Source organism: Bradyrhizobium cytisi, from assembly GCF_008123515.1.
GTDB lineage: Bacteria > Pseudomonadota > Alphaproteobacteria > Rhizobiales > Xanthobacteraceae > Bradyrhizobium > Bradyrhizobium cytisi.
This window is the reverse complement of record NZ_VSSR01000022.1, coordinates 1-14537: the sequence shown is the minus strand read 5'-3', so window position 1 is coordinate 14537 and position 14537 is coordinate 1. Positions and strand designations below refer to the sequence as shown.

Sequence of the window (14537 nt, the reverse complement as noted above, 5' to 3'; positions counted from 1 at the left end):
TCGTCGCCAAACATCTCCTACGGCGTCTTGATCCCCATCGCCTTCAACGCATCCAGCATCCGTTGCGGCGGCCCCATCTTGACCACGAGCGGCGTGCCGGTCTCGAGCATGCTCTTGAGGCTGGACAGGATCGCGGGCCAGCCCGAGCGGCCACCAGCAAGAATGTCGTCGCTGAGCGGCCGATCATGGCCCTCGCTCATGGTGAGCCGCACCGCGTCACCGACCTCTTCGATGTCGTAGGTGACGAGGGTTGGCCCGAGCTTCTCGATCAGATCGGGCCAGTTCACGTTGAACGTGACCGAGAGTTTTCTCGGCGGGTCATATGCGAGCACCTCGCCGCTGATGTGCAGGGCGCCGTCGGGCGTGCGCACGATGAACGCCCCGCCGAGCTGTGGCTCGACCTCCACGGCATTGCCGAAGAAGTACTGCCGGCTGAACTCGGCCGAGGTCAGCGCCTCCCACACCTTCTCCGGCGTGGAGGCGATGTAGATGGTGTAGACCGTCAGCGGCTTGAACTGATCGAGATTCATTTTGGGTCGAATCCCTTGTTGAGCGCCGCGCGCGTGACGTTGAGCAGCTTGCCGGTCTCCAGCAAGGTCTTGAGCTGGGACAGGATCGCGGGCCAGCCGCTGGAGACAGCACCGAGATATTTGCCGCCCTCGATGAAGCCGTCATGCAGCACCGTCAGCCGCGTGACTGAATCGAAGGGCTCGAGCGTAAACAGCACCCGCGTAACCGGTTCGCCGCGCAGCTCTTCGAACTTCTGGTGCTTGAAGCTGTAAGACAGCCGTCGCGGCGCATCGGCCTCCAAAATCTCGCCGGAATCGGTGATTTCGCCGTCCAGCAGAAGCGCGAAAGGCGAGCCGACCTTCCAGTCCGACCGTACCTCGGCGCCGAACCAGTATTGCCTGGTGAACTCGCTCGACGTCAGCGCCTCCCACAACTTCTCCGGCGTGGTTTCGATATAGGTCACGTAGACGAATTGGGGCTTACTCATCGCGCTTCTCCAACTGACGTTTCAACTCGCTGAGCGCGGCGAGCTTGCCGCGCTCGAATTTCCTGATCCAGCGTTCGCCGATCTGGTGGATCGGCACCGGGTTGAGATAGTGCAGCTTCTCGCGTCCATGCCTGATGGTCGTGACTAGGTTGGCTTCTTCCAGAATTACAAGATGCTTTGTCACCGCCTGGCGCGTCATCTCCAGGCCTTCGCAAAGCTCGTTCAAGGTCTGGCCGTTCCTGGCGTGAAGCCTGTCCAGCAGCGACCGTCGTGACGCATCGGCGAGCGCTTTGAAGACCTCATCCATGGCGACAATAATAGGCAACCAAATGGTTGCATGTCAAGAGCTCCGTCATTCCGGGGCGACGCGTCAACGATGGTGTCTTTGGCGCCCGCAATTGGGTGTGCTAGCCTTGAATCCCAGCCAGCGCAGATTGGTTCCGGGAGGACTTTGATGTTCCGTTGCGTCTTGACTGCTGCCGCCCTCGTCCTTTTCGCCGGCAGCACGTTTGTTCACGCCCAGAAGCAGACCATCGGTGCGCCGCCCGAGGCGTCCAACATGAAGCTGGTGGGTGCCAATGATTTGCAGGCACGCAGCGCCTATCAGCCGACCATCCATCACCAGGGCGACCGCTGGATCGCCTATATCGGACACCACGGCGGCACTGACGACGTGCCGGCGCCCGTCAATCCGATGACGGGCCAGGCGGAGCCGAACGGCACCTCGATCGTCGATGTCACCGATCCCGCGCATCCCAAATATCTCAGGCATTTGCCTGGGCAGGAGGGCAAGTATGAATCCGGCGGCGCGCAGATGGTGCGGGTCTGCGACGGCAAGAGCTTGCCGAAGGGAGATCCGAACGCGGTCTACATGCTGCGCACCTTCGGCAGCGAGGCGCATGAGATCTGGAACGTTGCCGATCCCGCCAATCCCGCGCTGATCACGCGCATCGGCGGCTTGAAGGACACGCACAAGAGCTGGTGGGAATGCGACACCGGCATTGCCTATCTCGTCTCGGGCGCGCCGGACTGGCGCACACGGCGCATGACGCAGATCTATGATCTCTCTGATCCCGCCCATCCGCAAAAAATCCGCGACTTCGGCCTGCCCGGCCAGGAGCCCGGATCGACCGGCGCGGTGCCGACCGAGCTGCATGGGCCGATCTCGACCGGGCCGAATGGCAACCGCGTCTATTTCGGTTACGGCACCAACAAGGGCGGCATTTTGCAGATCGTCGATCGCGAGAAGCTTCTGAACGGGCCGAAGGAGCCGACGCCGGACAATCTGCGCCTTCCCGAGATCTCGCGGCTGCCGATGTCGGCGTTCAACGGCGCGCACACCACGTTTCCGATGCTCGACATGCCGGTTGCGGAATTCGCCGAGGACAAGGACGGCAAGACCCGCGACATCGTCATGATCGTCGACGAGGCGATTTTGAACGAATGCGGCGAGGCGCGTCAGATGGTGTGGTTCGCCGACGTCACCACCGAAACGCGGCCGATGATGATCTCGAGCTACACCGTGCCGGAGGCGAGCGGGCAGTTCTGCCAGCGCGGTGGCCGCTTCGGCTCGCATTCCTCGAACGAGAGCATGGCGCCGGTCTACTACAAAAAGATGGCCTTCATCGCCTTCTTCAATGCCGGCGTGCGCGCGCTCGACATCCGCGATCCCTATCATCCCAGGGAAGTCGGTTATTTCATTCCTGCGATCACGCAGGCGACCGACAAACGCTGCATTCCGGTCGAAGGCGGCGAGCGCTGCAAGGTCGCGATCCAGACCAACAATGTCGAGACCGACGACCGCGGCTACATCTACATCGTCGACCGCGCCAACACCGGCCTGCACATTCTCGAGCTGACCGGGCCGGCACGTGCCGCTGCCGGCCTGCCGAAGAACTGACGATGCGGCGCGCGGCGACGATCGCACTTGCCCTTGCCGCGCTCGGCGTGTCCGGCGTCGGCGCGTATCAGCTTGCGCCGCAGCCAGCGCCGACATCGGCGCATTGGCGGGAACTCGCCTGGCCGTTCCCGCGCGACGGCTGGCCTGCGGGCCGTGCGTTTCGATGCGAGGGCGGTGCGTGTGACGGCGCTGAGCTCTATATCCGCGCCAAGCGCGGCTTCTGCAATTGCGATAGCGGCGTCGCCGATGACGACGAGGTCGATCGTGTTGCCGATATCGATCTGATCTCTCCGCGCTTTACCGCGACCGGGCCGGGCGAGGTGGTGCATGTCGGCGAGATGCGCGGTCGTGCGCGGCGCTATGATCTCGCGATATATGACGGTACGAGCCACGCCGCGGTTGGCGTTGCCGTCTCGCGGCGCTGCGATCTCTTCGTTGCGGCGGCGCAGGGGCGGGGCGACGCCAACGCGATGCAGCATGCGGCGCTCGCATTGCTGGAGACGCAGGAGATGAAATCGTGGCTGGTTGCGGCGCTGGACGGGAAGTAAGTGCCATGCATTAATACAAGCAAACGCCCCCAGCTTGAGTCTTCATCATGATGTCCATGCAAGCCTATCTCGCCTTCATCGCTGCCTGCATCGCGCTCGCGTTGCTGCCGGGCCCGATCGTCACCCTCGTCATTGCCAACGGCCTGCGCCACGGCACGCGCGCGGCGCTGACCAACATTCTCGGCGTGCAGGTCGGACTGCTGATCGTGATCGGCATACTTGCGGTGGGCCTCACCACGCTCATGGCGACGATGGGCTATTGGTTCAACTGGGTGCGCTTTGCGGGCGCGGCCTATCTGGTCTGGCTCGGCATCAAGCTGATCCGCTCTCCGGTTGAGGGCGTCGACAGCGGTGCGCCGCCGCCACCCCCTCGCGGTGGCTTCCTTTTACAGGGCTTTGTCGTGGCGTTGTCGAACCCGAAGCTGCTGGTGTTCTTCGGGGCGTTCATTCCGCAATTCATGGACATGAGCAAGGATCACCTGTCGCAGGTCCTGGTGCTCGGAATCACCTTCATGGTGCTTGCCGGCTTGACGGACGGAATTTACGCGCTGCTTGCCGGACAGGTCCGCGGCTTTTTCTCGGCGCGCCGCACCCGCATGGTGTCCCGCGTGTCCGGCGGCTTCATGATCGGCGGCGGCATCTGGCTGGCATTGATCAGGGCCAAATGAGCTGACAACCCGGTTGAACCTTCGTCGGCGGCGATGCGTCCAAGGAAGCATTGCCGCTGACGAAGGATTTTTGCCGTGCCGAATTTGCCTCCGCTGGTTTACGCGATGCTGCTCGCGCCGCTCGCGCTGATCCTGATTGCCGCCATCGTGAAGACTTGGCAGGCGCGCGAGGCGAGGAGCTGGCCGCAGGTGTCAGGCAAGGTCGTCACGTCAGTTGCCGAGGTGCGCGAGGTCAGGGTGTCCGACGACGAGCGTGAGGACGGCTACCGCATGGAGAGCCGCAACTTCGCCAATGTGACCTACGAATATTCGTTGAGCGGCCGGAAACTGAGCGGTAACCGCGTCTCGATCGGAGAGGACCTCGGCAATTTCCAGGTCGCCGAGAAGCTCGCGAAATATCCGGCCGGCAGCATCGTCACGGTCTACTACAATCCGCGCCACCCCGATCAGGCGGTGCTGGAGCGCGACCTGCCCAAGGGCCTGTGGGGCTGTCTCGGCATCGGCTCGGCCATCGTCGTCGCCATCATCTTAGGCTCGGCGTTTGGCCTCAACCAGAGCTATGCCTGGCTCGCGCGTCACATCGGCCGGCCCGACCTTGCGGGGATGGTCGTGGGCTTCGGCGCGTTCGGCCTCGTCATCGCTCTGATGGGCTGGGCGGTGCGGCGGCAGGCCGCGGTGGCGACGCGTTGGCCAGTGGTGCCGGGCACCGTCAAGCTGTCGGAGATGGAGGAATATCACGAGGCGAGCGAGCCGGGCGAAAGCTGTGGCGTCGAGATGTTCGGCAAACGCGTCACCTATACCTACAGCTACCAGAATGTCCGCTACACCAATGAATGCGCGCGGGTCGCGGCCGGCACGCCACAGGCCTCCACCAAGTTGCTGGAGAAGCTGATGTCGCGCTATCAGGACGGCGCGACTGTGGAGGTCCACGTCAATCCCGACAACCCCGCCGAGGCCACGCTGGACGTTCGCGGCGGCGGTCGGTTCGCCTATGTGCTATGGGGCATCGCCGCGATCTTTGCTGCGCTCGCGCTGTTCGTCGCGACGCGCGGCTAGTCGACAAACAGCTCCGGCTTCAACTCCATCTCGATCTCCGCAAAGATCCTTGCCAGCCGCTCCGCCCATTGCTGCTGGCCGGGTTGATCCGCGATCAGATCCTGGCGGATCTCGATGCCGGTGTTGACGAGGCCGCGGGCCTCGCCGTGGACGGGAATGGTGTAATCGCTTAGATCGCTCACCGCATAGGGCTCATTATCGCCGACGACGAGATCGCCCTCTGCGCGCAGATGTTTCAACAGCAGCTTCGGCAGCACGGTGTCACGATTGTAGAGCGCCCCAATGTGCCAGGGCCGCGCGACGCCGGCATAAACAGGCGTGAAGCTGTGCAGCGACACCAGCACGGTGGGCCGCTTTGCGTGTATCCGGCTGTTGATCACCGTGTCGATGCGATGATGATAGGGCTCGAAGATCTCGCGCCGCCGTGCCGCGCGCTCGCTGTCCGGAATGCCCTCGTTGCGCGGGATCGCCGTCGCCTCCGATATCACGGGGATCGAGCTCGGCAGGCCCGGCGGCCGGTTGCAGTCAATCACGAGACGCGAATATCGCTGTGCGATCAGATGGGCATCCAGCATCTCCCCCATCCGCTCGGCAACGCCGGCAATGCCGATGTCCCAGGCGATGTGCCTGACAAGCTCGCTTTCCGGGATGCCGAGATCGCCGAGCGAGCGCGGCAGGATGCGGCCGTAATGGTCCGATGTGAGCAGGAAGGGTGATGTGCCAGCTGCATTCACCTCATGCACTGGCGGAATATCGCCTTCGCCAAGGAGTTGATCCGTTGCCTCGGCTGTGTCTAAAGCCATCCTGATTGCCTATGGAAAAAGCAGTCGCCCCGGAAATTGGGCAACGAATCGCTATAGATGGGTCTGCCCAAAATCACCATGATCTCCCGACGATGCCGCTGCTGACGATTCATCACAAGACCGAATATCGCTACAATCGTCCGGTGGCCTTCGGTGAGCACAGGTTCATGCTGCGTCCAAGCGACGGCCATGATCTGCGCGTGCTCGCCTCCAGGCTCGAAATCTCGCCGGAGCCGCTGTCGCTGCGCTGGATCCACGACGTGTTCGGCAATTCGGTCGCGATCGCTGATTTCGACGAGCGCGCGGACCGTCTGATCTTCGACTGGCACGTCACCGTCGAGCACACCCCGGCCGAGGAATTCGCGCTGACGCCGGACGATCCCGCTTACTTCTATCCCTTCGTCTATGACGAGGCGGAATTGCCCGATCTCGTCCAGTACATGACGCCGCAATATCCCGATCCCGACGGCAAGATCGCGCAATGGGCGCGCGGCTTTCTCGACCATGACGTGCCGTCGCCGACCTTCAAGATCTTGAGCCGCATCACGCACGCCATCCGCAAGCAGTTCAAATATCGCAGGCGTCACCAGCCGGGCACGCAAGCCCCGTTCGATACGCTGCAGGGGGGCACCGGCACCTGCCGCGACTATGCGCTGTTCATGATCGAGGCGCTGCGCCGGCTCGGCATCGCCGCACGCTTCGTCTCCGGCTACATCTTCGTGCCCGAAGACATCGCGCAGCACCATGTCGGCGGCGGCTCGACCCATGCCTGGGTGCAGGTCTATCTGCCGAGCGCGGGCTGGATCGAGTTCGATCCGACCAACGGCATCGTCGGCACCCGCGATCTCATCCGTGTCGCGGTCGCCCGCGACCCGCGCCAGGCGATCCCGCTGCACGGCATCTATATCGGCACCCAGGACGCCTTCGACGTCATGGACGTCAGCATCAAGGTGATCTCGGACGAGCAACGCAGCGGCGCGGAGCTGGCAGCGGAGGTCTTGTAAATACAGCTGTCTCCTTCGTCATTGCGAGCGAAGCGAAGCAATCCAGGGTCTTTCCAACGGCGATAGTCTGGATTGCTTCGTCGCAACAGCTCCTCGCAATGACGGCGTGGAGAGTTTATAGAGCCCCATGACCTCCGATCGTCTCTTCGTCTACGGCACCCTGATGCGCGGCTTCGACCACCCGATGGCGCGGCTGCTGGCGCAGCATGCGGATTTTCTGGGCGAAGCGAGCTGCCGCGGCCGGCTCGTGCTGGTGAAGCATTACCCGGGATTGCTGCTGTCCGACGCGCCGTCCGACCTTGCGCACGGTGAGCTTTTTCAACTGCGCGCAGGCGACGAGCTCCTGCGCGAGCTCGACATGTACGAGGCCTGTGGCGAGGGCTTTCCGGAGCCGACGGAATATTTGCGCCAGCTGATCGACGTGACCGGCGCGGACGGCACGACTGCGCCGGCCTGGACCTACGTCTACAATTGGCCGGTGACGGACCTGCCCCGCATCGAGTCCGGTCGTTTTCTCGACCACTAGGCCGACAGCACTTCCTTTACCAAGCGGATGTCGACCTCGCGCTCGACATAGGTCCATTCTTCGGTCCGCCTGAGCATGCCGACCAGCTCCTCGAACAGCGAAGCGTGGGTGGGCGCGAACTCGAACCAGGTCAGGAAATCGAAGGGCTCGCCGAGGTCGCGGCAGTGATAGAGCTGGCGCGCGATCGCGGGCAGAAAACGAAGACTGCCCGCGATGTGGTGCGATATGTCTTCAAAGATCTTGCGCCGCTCTTCCTGCGTCAGCTCCCACCAGGCCTGCGATTTGCGGATCGGGATCAGCGCCGCGCTGGTTGCCTCCGGTCGGCCGAGGCCGGCCTGCATGCTCACGAGCTGCTGCTTCTCGGCGCGCTCGGTGTAGCGCAGGCTGCTCGGCACACCAACGAGGCGCCAGGCATTGCGCGAGGGCACCAGCGGCAACGAGACGGCGTCGCTGTCGTTGACCGACAGCGCCGGCATGAAGGGCAGGGGCTCGCCTGTCACTGGCGACATCGAGGTCACGCGCCAGCCCCCGCTCTGGCCACCCCGAAAGGTCCTGAACATGGCCTATGGAAGCGTGGAACCGGGCTGGGTTCAAGGGCTCCGTCACCAGCATTCGGAGGTTTTGCCCCGGATCAAGCCCGCTTCTTCGGCTTCGACTTCTGCTGCATGTAGGAGCGCAGCACCGCATTCATGCGCCGCTGATAGCCCTCGCCCTCGCGTTTGAAGAAATCGAGCACGTCCTCGTCGAGCCGGATGGAGATCGCCTTCTTCCTCGGCGGCATCACCAGCACGGCATCCGACCAGTCGATATCGATCGGCACCGCATCGGGGTCGTTGGCGACAGCCTCGGCGATGTCTTCGTCGGTCAGCGCGTCGACGCGAGCCCAGTCAGTCTTCCCCTTCCTCGGGGAGTCCCTTGAAACGATTGTAGTATTTCTGCCGTTCGTCTTCCCGCGCACGCCGGACCGAGATGAACCGGCAGACCGTCCCGCGGATCGCACAGGCGACCGCGACTTCCCGCCCGTCGATGTAACCGAAGATTTGGTACCTGACTTCGTCATTGCGATCCGACCGGCGGATGAAGGTATGGCCGTCGAGAATTCCGCGCGCGTCTTCGAAGTCGATGCCGTGAATGCGCAGGTTTGTCGCGCGCTTCTTTGGATCCCATTCGAAGTCGCGAACGCTCGCGAACAGCAACTGCAAATCTTCCGTCATGGCAAATTGTCCAAATGACACCGCATTTTGCCGCGCATGAGGTTTGCTATGACGTCTGAAGCCGTAGCCGCGACTTCATCGTGTGCGTGTATATACAAATGTAATCGTTGTATGTCAACAATCCCGGTCCCGCCGGGAAAGGTCGAAACTGATTGCTCCATGGGCGGGTAGTCTAGGAACCCCGGGTAGGGATTTCGTTTCGCGAGAGATTTCCCGCCCTGTGCATAGGTCGAATAACCCGCATAACCCTGACAAACCTGACTTCTGGGCTGGCCGCACCTATATCCCTGATCCTTCGCCCGACTCACTCTGGATTGCGCTACACATGGCCGTGCGCTTCACGCCCCAATTCCTCGACGAGCTTCGTTCCCGGCTTTCGGTCTCCGAGGTCGTGGGCAAGCGCGTCAAGCTGAAGAAGGCGGGGCGGGAGTGGAAGGGGCTGTCGCCGTTCCAGCAAGAAAAGACGCCGTCCTTCTACGTCAACGACCAGAAGGGCTTTTATCACGACTTCTCCTCCGGCAAGCACGGCGACATCATCAACTTCGTGATGGAGACCGACGGCCTGCCGTTTGCCGAAGCCGTCGAGCGGCTCGCAAGCCAGGCCGGCCTGCCGCTGCCGGCGGTCACGCCGGATGCCGCCCGGCACGAGCAGCGGCGGCGCACGCTGCATGACGTGATGGAGCTTGCCGCGAAATTCTTCGCGGAGACGCTGGCCTCGCGCGTCGGCGCGAAAGCGCGCGGCTATCTCGCCGATCGTGCGATCTCGCCGGCGACGCAATTGCAGTTTCGGCTGGGCTATGCGCCGCCGCCGCCCGAGCGTTTCGCGCTGAAAGAGCATCTCGGCAAGCTCGGCGTGTCCGTCGAGGACATGATCGAGACCGGGCTGCTCGTGGCCGGCAACGACATTCCCGTGCCCTACGATCGCTTCCGTGATCGCGTGATGTTTCCGATCACCGATTTGCGCGGCCGCGTCATCGCCTTCGGCGGACGCGCGCTGGAGAAGGACGTTCCGGCCAAGTACCTGAACTCGCCGGAGACGCCGCTCTTCCACAAGGGCGACAATCTCTACAATCACCAGACCGCGCGCAAGGCCACCCACGACGGCAGCGCACTGATCGTGGTCGAGGGCTATGTCGACGTCATCGCCATGGTCACGGCGGGTTTCCCAGGCGCCGTCGCGCCGCTCGGAACTGCGCTGACCGAAAACCAGCTCGCGCTGCTCTGGAAGATGGCGGACGAGCCGATCCTCTGCTTCGACGGCGATCGCGCCGGACAGAAGGCCGCTTATCGTGCCGCTGACCTTGCCTTGCCGTTTCTTGCGCCGGGCAAGAGCCTGCGCTTTGCGCTTTTGCCGGAAGGGCAGGACCCCGACGATCTCGCGCGCTCCGGCGGGCGCGGTGCGATCGAGGAGGTGATCGCCGCGGCGCGTCCGCTTGCCGACATGATTTGGTCGCGCGAGCTCGAAGGCGGCAATTTTGCCACGCCCGAGCGCCGTGCGGCGCTGGAAGCGCGCATCAAGGAATTGTCTAACGGCATCCGTGATGAGGTGGTCCGGCGTTACTACCGCAACGAGTTCGTCGAGCGGCTCCAGCGGACGTTTGCACCCGACGGCGGGCGCGGCGGCTTTGCTGGCAGGGGCAATTTCCGCCAGGGCGGCGGCGGCCGCTCGTTCCAGCCCCGCGGCGGGGGGCAGGCGAATCGATTCGGTGGCCAGGGATTCGGCCAAGGGTTTGGGCAAGGATCTGGCCAAGGATTTGGCGGAGGCCGCCGCGGCCCGCCCGGCCCGGTCCCGCTCCCCTCCGGCCCCTACCAGGCGGCGAGCCCCCAGCTGGCGGCGAGCCCGATCATGCGGGGGCAGCGTAGCGCCATCTCCCGCCGCGAGGCCCTGATCCTGCAAAGCCTGATCAACCACCCTTGGCTGCTGCATGAGCACCTCGAGGAAGTCGCGGCCCTGGAGTTCGCCCACCCCGAGGCCCACAAGCTCAGGGCCGGCATCATCGCGGCTTTCGCCAACGATCATCACCACTCGCCAGACCCCGGCGTGCAGGCCGAGAAGATGCGGGCCGATATCGAAAAGGGCGGATTTTTGCAGCTTCTTCAAAGAGTTGAGGGTGGCATCACCACCGCGGCGGTGTGGGGTGCCCGGGAGGGCGCGGCCCGCGATGACGTTCTTGCGACCTGGCACCAGCTCGTTGCCTTGCATCGGCAGTACCATTCACTACTTAGAGAGCTGAAAGACGCCGAGCTGGCCTTGGGGGACGATCCCAGCGAGGCCAATCTGGCGTGGCTGCGTGACGTCAAGGCCCGGCTGGCCGCGGTCGACGGCACCGAGGCCCTGATCGAGGGTTTTGGCGAGTTGTCGGGCCGGTTCCAGAAGAGCGTGTGATGAAAGAATCATGCGGACGGCCGCGCTAGGCACCGCTAAAAGACTCGCCAAATCCAAGGTTTGGCGGCAAAAACAGGGTTAATCGAGGCTTAACGGTCTTGTAGCACTTTGGCCCCCAGGCGGCCGCAGGCAGAACAGACGCGTCAGGAATGAATCCGCGCAATAGCTGTTGGCACTTCACCTGCATCCGCTGCGACAAAGAGGCTCACGAAGCGTTAGGCAAATCCGGCGAGAGAAAGGTCGGGGTGGCGAGAAATGTGCGCGCCGCCCTTTCCGTGTCGAGATCTGACGAAGCGAGAGCGTCGAGCAACAGGTTCAAGTGATTTCACGCGGGCGCGCGCACGCCTGCATGAAACGCGTTTAGGAGCAATGGATGGCCACCAAGGCAAAGACCCTGCAGGCGAAGGATAAGGAAAAGGACGACAAGGCAGCGGACGCGCCGGAGAAGGACTCCCAGGACGCGCCGTCTCCGTTGCTCGATCTGTCCGACGCGGCAGTGAAGAAGATGATCAAGCAGGCCAAGAAGCGCGGCTTCGTGACCTTCGATCAGCTCAATGAAGTTTTGCCGTCCGACCAGACCTCGCCCGAGCAGATCGAGGACATCATGTCCATGCTCTCGGACATGGGCATCAACGTCACCGAAGCCGACGACAGCGAAGGCGAGGAAGAAAAGGACGAGGGCGGCGAGGACGAGACCGACAACGAACTCGTCGAGGTCACGCAGAAGGCCGTCACCGAGGTCAAGAAGAGCGAGCCGGGCGAGCGCACCGACGATCCCGTGCGCATGTATCTGCGCGAGATGGGCACCGTCGAGCTGCTCTCCCGCGAAGGCGAAATCGCGATCGCCAAGCGCATCGAGGCCGGCCGCGAGGCGATGATCGCGGGCCTCTGCGAAAGCCCGCTGACCTTCCAGGCCATCATCATCTGGCGCGACGAGCTCAACGAAGGAAAGATCTTCCTTCGCGACATCATCGATCTCGAGGCGACCTATGCCGGGCCCGATGCCAAGGCCGGCATGAACACTGCGATGATCGCCGGTCCCAACGGCGAAGCGCCGGCCGAAGGTGACCAGCCCGTCGCTGCCGTGGGTGCGCCCGCGCATGTCGCGCCGCCCGCCGCTCCCCCGGCGCCGACCCCGTTCCGCGCCGCGCCAGCCGGCGGCAATGCCGGCGAGGCCGAGAAGGATCCTGCGGAGTCCGCCGCCGAAGCCGACATGGACGAGGACGACGAGTTCGAGAACCAGATGTCGCTTGCGGCGATCGAGGCCGAGCTCAAGCCGAAGGTGGTCGAGATCTTCGACAAGATCGCCGACAGCTACAAGAAGCTGCGCAAGCTTCAGGAGCAGGACATCCAGAACCAGCTCCAGAACGAGTCGCTCTCGCCGCACCAGGAGCGCAAATACAAGAAGCTGAAGGACGAGATCATCGTCGAGGTGAAATCGCTGCGCCTGAACCAGGCCCGTATCGATTCACTGGTCGAGCAGCTCTACGACATCAACAAGCGCCTCGTCTCGCACGAGGGCCGCCTGATGCGCCTCGCCGATAGCCACGGCGTCGCGCGCGAGGACTTCCTGCGCAATTACACCGGCTCGGAGCTCGATCCGCGCTGGCTCAACCGTGTCTCGAAGCTTTCGGCCAAGGGCTGGAAGAACTTCGTCCACCACGAGAAGGACCGCATCAAGGACCTCCGTCACGAGGTGCATCAGCTCGCGGCGCTGACCGGCCTCGAGATCGTCGAGTTCCGCAAGATCGTGCACTCCGTGCAGAAGGGCGAGCGCGAAGCCCGCCAGGCCAAGAAGGAGATGGTGGAAGCCAACCTCCGTCTCGTGATCTCGATCGCCAAGAAGTACACCAACCGCGGCCTGCAATTCCTCGACCTGATCCAGGAAGGCAACATCGGCCTGATGAAGGCCGTCGACAAGTTCGAATACCGCCGCGGCTACAAGTTCTCGACCTACGCCACATGGTGGATCCGGCAGGCGATCACCCGCTCGATCGCCGACCAGGCGCGCACCATCCGCATCCCCGTGCACATGATCGAGACGATCAACAAGATCGTGCGCACGAGCCGCCAGATGCTCAACGAGATCGGCCGCGAGCCGACCCCGGAAGAGCTCGCCGAAAAGCTCGGCATGCCGCTCGAGAAGGTCCGCAAGGTCCTCAAGATCGCCAAGGAGCCGCTCTCGCTCGAAACGCCGGTCGGTGACGAAGAGGATTCACATCTCGGCGATTTCATCGAGGACAAGAACGCGATCCTCCCGATCGACGCCGCGATCCAGTCGAACCTGCGCGAGACCACCACGCGCGTGCTCGCCTCGCTCACCCCGCGCGAAGAGCGCGTGCTCCGCATGCGCTTCGGCATCGGCATGAACACCGACCACACCCTGGAAGAAGTCGGCCAGCAGTTCTCGGTGACCCGCGAACGTATCCGCCAGATCGAAGCCAAGGCGCTGCGGAAGCTGAAGCATCCGTCGAGGTCAAGGAAGCTGCGGAGCTTTTTGGATAACTAGAGCACTTACTCACAAATCGGGAAGGCCGGTCCGTTACGGGCCGGCCATTCGTTCCGAAGCCGTAGCTTCAACGCCCGGGATCTCCAAGCGTGGCTCGCTGCTTCTTATCGCGTGTCTTGTTGGGATCTTCGATCGCTTCAACCGACTGGATGTATTCTGCGATATACTCCGGTGGTAAGCCGTGTTCCTTGCCACCGGCAAGAACAAAATCCTTGTACCAGCTATAGGGTTTGAGGCTCTCGTCGATGTAGTCGGAGGTGGCGAGATAGGTAAGGACCTTCCGCCTCCGACCTTTCTCGTTGATGACCGTGACCATTGCATGCTCATAGCCGCTGCCGACGCCTTCGGCCTCATCTAGTTTGGCACGCTCGGCGGGATCAAAGGCAAACAGGACTCCGATCACACTATTGTCGTTGCCACTAGGAAATGCGTTGCATTTACCGGACTTGTCCTTGCTCCGCTTGTGGAAGCGAAGCGCATGGTTCGGCAAGGCGGCAATGCCGAGTGGCTTGCAACTTGGCATACGCTTGCGCAGTCGGTCGGTCGACATGTTAGATCCGTAGGCAAAATAGACAGCTGGCTCTGGTGGTCCTGTTTCCATTTTTTTCAGCGGTTCGATCGGCGGGTCGCCAGGCTTACGGATCGTTCGCAGCGGGACTGCCATGATGCTGTGCTCATCGGATTTTTCGCCCTCACGAGTGATGATGGATTGCCCATCCTCACGGTCGAGGATCGGGACTGGCCTGCCGGTCCATTCGCAATCGGCGCAGCGCGGTCGTTCCCAGAGGACGCCGGGCGCAGCAGAATTTTCGCCCAGTTCGGGCCCGAGATGCGGCGAGCCGCACTTCGGGCATTCCTCAGGCACACCGCGCAACGCGCGAAGGATGAATCCAGTCACCATGCCGCTAGAGCGTTCGCCCATCTGA

16 protein-coding genes are annotated in these 14537 nt (G+C 63.1%); 8 read left to right on the top strand and 8 right to left on the bottom strand.

The annotated features are described in order from the left end of the window. Positions 1 to 17: 17 nt before the first annotated feature. The 3 genes from FXB38_RS14795 to FXB38_RS14785 are packed head-to-tail and all read right to left on the bottom strand — an operon-like array spanning position 18 to position 1304. Positions 18 to 530 (bottom strand): SRPBCC family protein, encoded by a 513-nt coding sequence (locus FXB38_RS14795; protein ID WP_148751588.1) that lies wholly within the window; start codon positions 528 to 530, stop codon positions 18 to 20. After that, the gene (locus FXB38_RS14790) at positions 527 to 997 is read right to left on the bottom strand and encodes an SRPBCC family protein (RefSeq protein ID WP_148751587.1); all 471 of its coding nucleotides are present in this window, start codon (positions 995 to 997) and stop codon (positions 527 to 529) included. The genes FXB38_RS14795 and FXB38_RS14790 overlap by 4 nt, the downstream gene beginning before the upstream one ends. Beyond that, on the bottom strand, positions 990 to 1304 hold the full coding sequence (locus FXB38_RS14785) for an ArsR/SmtB family transcription factor (RefSeq protein WP_148751586.1): 315 nt from the start codon (positions 1302 to 1304) through the stop codon (positions 990 to 992). Before FXB38_RS14785 ends, FXB38_RS14790 begins: the two co-directional genes overlap by 8 nt. Positions 1305 to 1451: 147 nt before the next feature. Between FXB38_RS14785 and FXB38_RS14780 the strand changes: the two genes are divergently transcribed. The 4 genes from FXB38_RS14780 to FXB38_RS14765 all read left to right on the top strand — a co-directional run bounded on the left by FXB38_RS14780 (position 1452) and on the right by FXB38_RS14765 (position 5169). After that, entirely contained in the window at positions 1452 to 2897 is a 1446-nt protein-coding gene (locus FXB38_RS14780) for an LVIVD repeat-containing protein (protein ID WP_148751585.1), read from the top strand. A gap of 2 nt (positions 2898 to 2899) precedes the next feature. Continuing rightward, positions 2900 to 3445 carry a hypothetical protein gene (locus FXB38_RS14775; RefSeq protein ID WP_148751584.1) on the top strand — a complete coding sequence of 182 codons (546 nt, stop codon included), beginning with the start codon at positions 2900 to 2902 and terminating at the stop codon, positions 3443 to 3445. A gap of 50 nt (positions 3446 to 3495) precedes the next feature. Next, entirely contained in the window at positions 3496 to 4113 is a 618-nt protein-coding gene (locus FXB38_RS14770) for a LysE family translocator (RefSeq protein WP_148751611.1), read from the top strand. A gap of 75 nt (positions 4114 to 4188) precedes the next feature. Next, positions 4189 to 5169, top strand: a complete 981-nt coding sequence (locus FXB38_RS14765) for a DUF3592 domain-containing protein (RefSeq protein WP_148751583.1) — start codon at positions 4189 to 4191, stop codon at positions 5167 to 5169. On the opposite strand, the gene FXB38_RS14760 is transcribed toward FXB38_RS14765, so the two are convergent. Next, the gene (locus FXB38_RS14760; RefSeq protein ID WP_148751582.1) at positions 5166 to 5972 is read right to left on the bottom strand and encodes an N-formylglutamate amidohydrolase; all 807 of its coding nucleotides are present in this window, start codon (positions 5970 to 5972) and stop codon (positions 5166 to 5168) included. The genes FXB38_RS14765 and FXB38_RS14760 overlap by 4 nt on opposite strands. A 92-nt stretch (positions 5973 to 6064) precedes the next feature. Here FXB38_RS14760 and FXB38_RS14755 point away from each other — a divergent pair, with 92 nt between their 5' ends. Further along, positions 6065 to 6976, top strand: coding sequence for a transglutaminase family protein (locus tag FXB38_RS14755; RefSeq protein WP_148751581.1), 912 nt, complete (start codon positions 6065 to 6067; stop codon positions 6974 to 6976). A gap of 127 nt (positions 6977 to 7103) precedes the next feature. Further along, on the top strand, positions 7104 to 7502 hold the full coding sequence (locus tag FXB38_RS14750; protein WP_148751580.1) for a gamma-glutamylcyclotransferase family protein: 399 nt from the start codon (positions 7104 to 7106) through the stop codon (positions 7500 to 7502). On the opposite strand, the gene FXB38_RS14745 is transcribed toward FXB38_RS14750, so the two are convergent. The 3 genes from FXB38_RS14745 to FXB38_RS43820 all read right to left on the bottom strand — a co-directional run bounded on the left by FXB38_RS14745 (position 7499) and on the right by FXB38_RS43820 (position 8698). Then, positions 7499 to 8062 carry a chlorite dismutase family protein gene (locus FXB38_RS14745; protein WP_148751579.1) on the bottom strand — a complete coding sequence of 188 codons (564 nt, stop codon included), beginning with the start codon at positions 8060 to 8062 and terminating at the stop codon, positions 7499 to 7501. The two genes, FXB38_RS14750 and FXB38_RS14745, sit on opposite strands and share 4 nt — an antisense overlap. A 71-nt stretch (positions 8063 to 8133) precedes the next feature. Then, a complete protein-coding gene (locus FXB38_RS43825) occupies positions 8134 to 8322 on the bottom strand; it encodes a BrnA antitoxin family protein (protein ID WP_246229902.1) in 189 nt (62 codons plus the stop codon). 67 nt (positions 8323 to 8389) lie between these two features. Further along, positions 8390 to 8698, bottom strand: a complete 309-nt coding sequence (locus FXB38_RS43820; RefSeq protein ID WP_246229900.1) for a BrnT family toxin — start codon at positions 8696 to 8698, stop codon at positions 8390 to 8392. 349 nt (positions 8699 to 9047) lie between these two features. Here FXB38_RS43820 and dnaG point away from each other — a divergent pair, with 349 nt between their 5' ends. Both dnaG and rpoD read left to right on the top strand, forming a co-directional pair. After that, positions 9048 to 11102: a DNA primase gene (gene dnaG / locus FXB38_RS14730; protein WP_148751610.1), complete on the top strand. Its 2055-nt coding sequence runs from the start codon at positions 9048 to 9050 to the stop codon at positions 11100 to 11102. A gap of 373 nt (positions 11103 to 11475) precedes the next feature. Beyond that, positions 11476 to 13611 (top strand): RNA polymerase sigma factor RpoD, encoded by a 2136-nt coding sequence (gene rpoD / locus FXB38_RS14725; protein WP_148751576.1) that lies wholly within the window; start codon positions 11476 to 11478, stop codon positions 13609 to 13611. A 67-nt stretch (positions 13612 to 13678) separates the two neighbouring features. On the opposite strand, the gene FXB38_RS43465 is transcribed toward rpoD, so the two are convergent. Further along, positions 13679 to 14537: gamma-glutamylcyclotransferase family protein (locus FXB38_RS43465; protein WP_210250912.1), on the bottom strand; the 859-nt coding region annotated here is incomplete at its 5' end.

Coding starts and splice junctions, on each gene's coding strand:
- FXB38_RS14795 (WP_148751588.1), bottom strand. CDS start 530: ATGAATCTCGATCAGTTCAAGCCGCTGACGGTCTACACCATCTACATC.
- FXB38_RS14790 (WP_148751587.1), bottom strand. CDS start 997: ATGAGTAAGCCCCAATTCGTCTACGTGACCTATATCGAAACCACGCCG.
- FXB38_RS14785 (WP_148751586.1), bottom strand. CDS start 1,304: ATGGATGAGGTCTTCAAAGCGCTCGCCGATGCGTCACGACGGTCGCTG.
- FXB38_RS14780 (WP_148751585.1), top strand. CDS start 1,452: ATGTTCCGTTGCGTCTTGACTGCTGCCGCCCTCGTCCTTTTCGCCGGC.
- FXB38_RS14775 (WP_148751584.1), top strand. CDS start 2,900: ATGCGGCGCGCGGCGACGATCGCACTTGCCCTTGCCGCGCTCGGCGTG.
- FXB38_RS14770 (WP_148751611.1), top strand. CDS start 3,496: ATGTCCATGCAAGCCTATCTCGCCTTCATCGCTGCCTGCATCGCGCTC.
- FXB38_RS14760 (WP_148751582.1), bottom strand. CDS start 5,972: ATGGCTTTAGACACAGCCGAGGCAACGGATCAACTCCTTGGCGAAGGC.
- FXB38_RS14755 (WP_148751581.1), top strand. CDS start 6,065: ATGCCGCTGCTGACGATTCATCACAAGACCGAATATCGCTACAATCGT.
- FXB38_RS14750 (WP_148751580.1), top strand. CDS start 7,104: ATGACCTCCGATCGTCTCTTCGTCTACGGCACCCTGATGCGCGGCTTC.
- FXB38_RS14745 (WP_148751579.1), bottom strand. CDS start 8,062: ATGTTCAGGACCTTTCGGGGTGGCCAGAGCGGGGGCTGGCGCGTGACC.
- rpoD (WP_148751576.1), top strand. CDS start 11,476: ATGGCCACCAAGGCAAAGACCCTGCAGGCGAAGGATAAGGAAAAGGAC.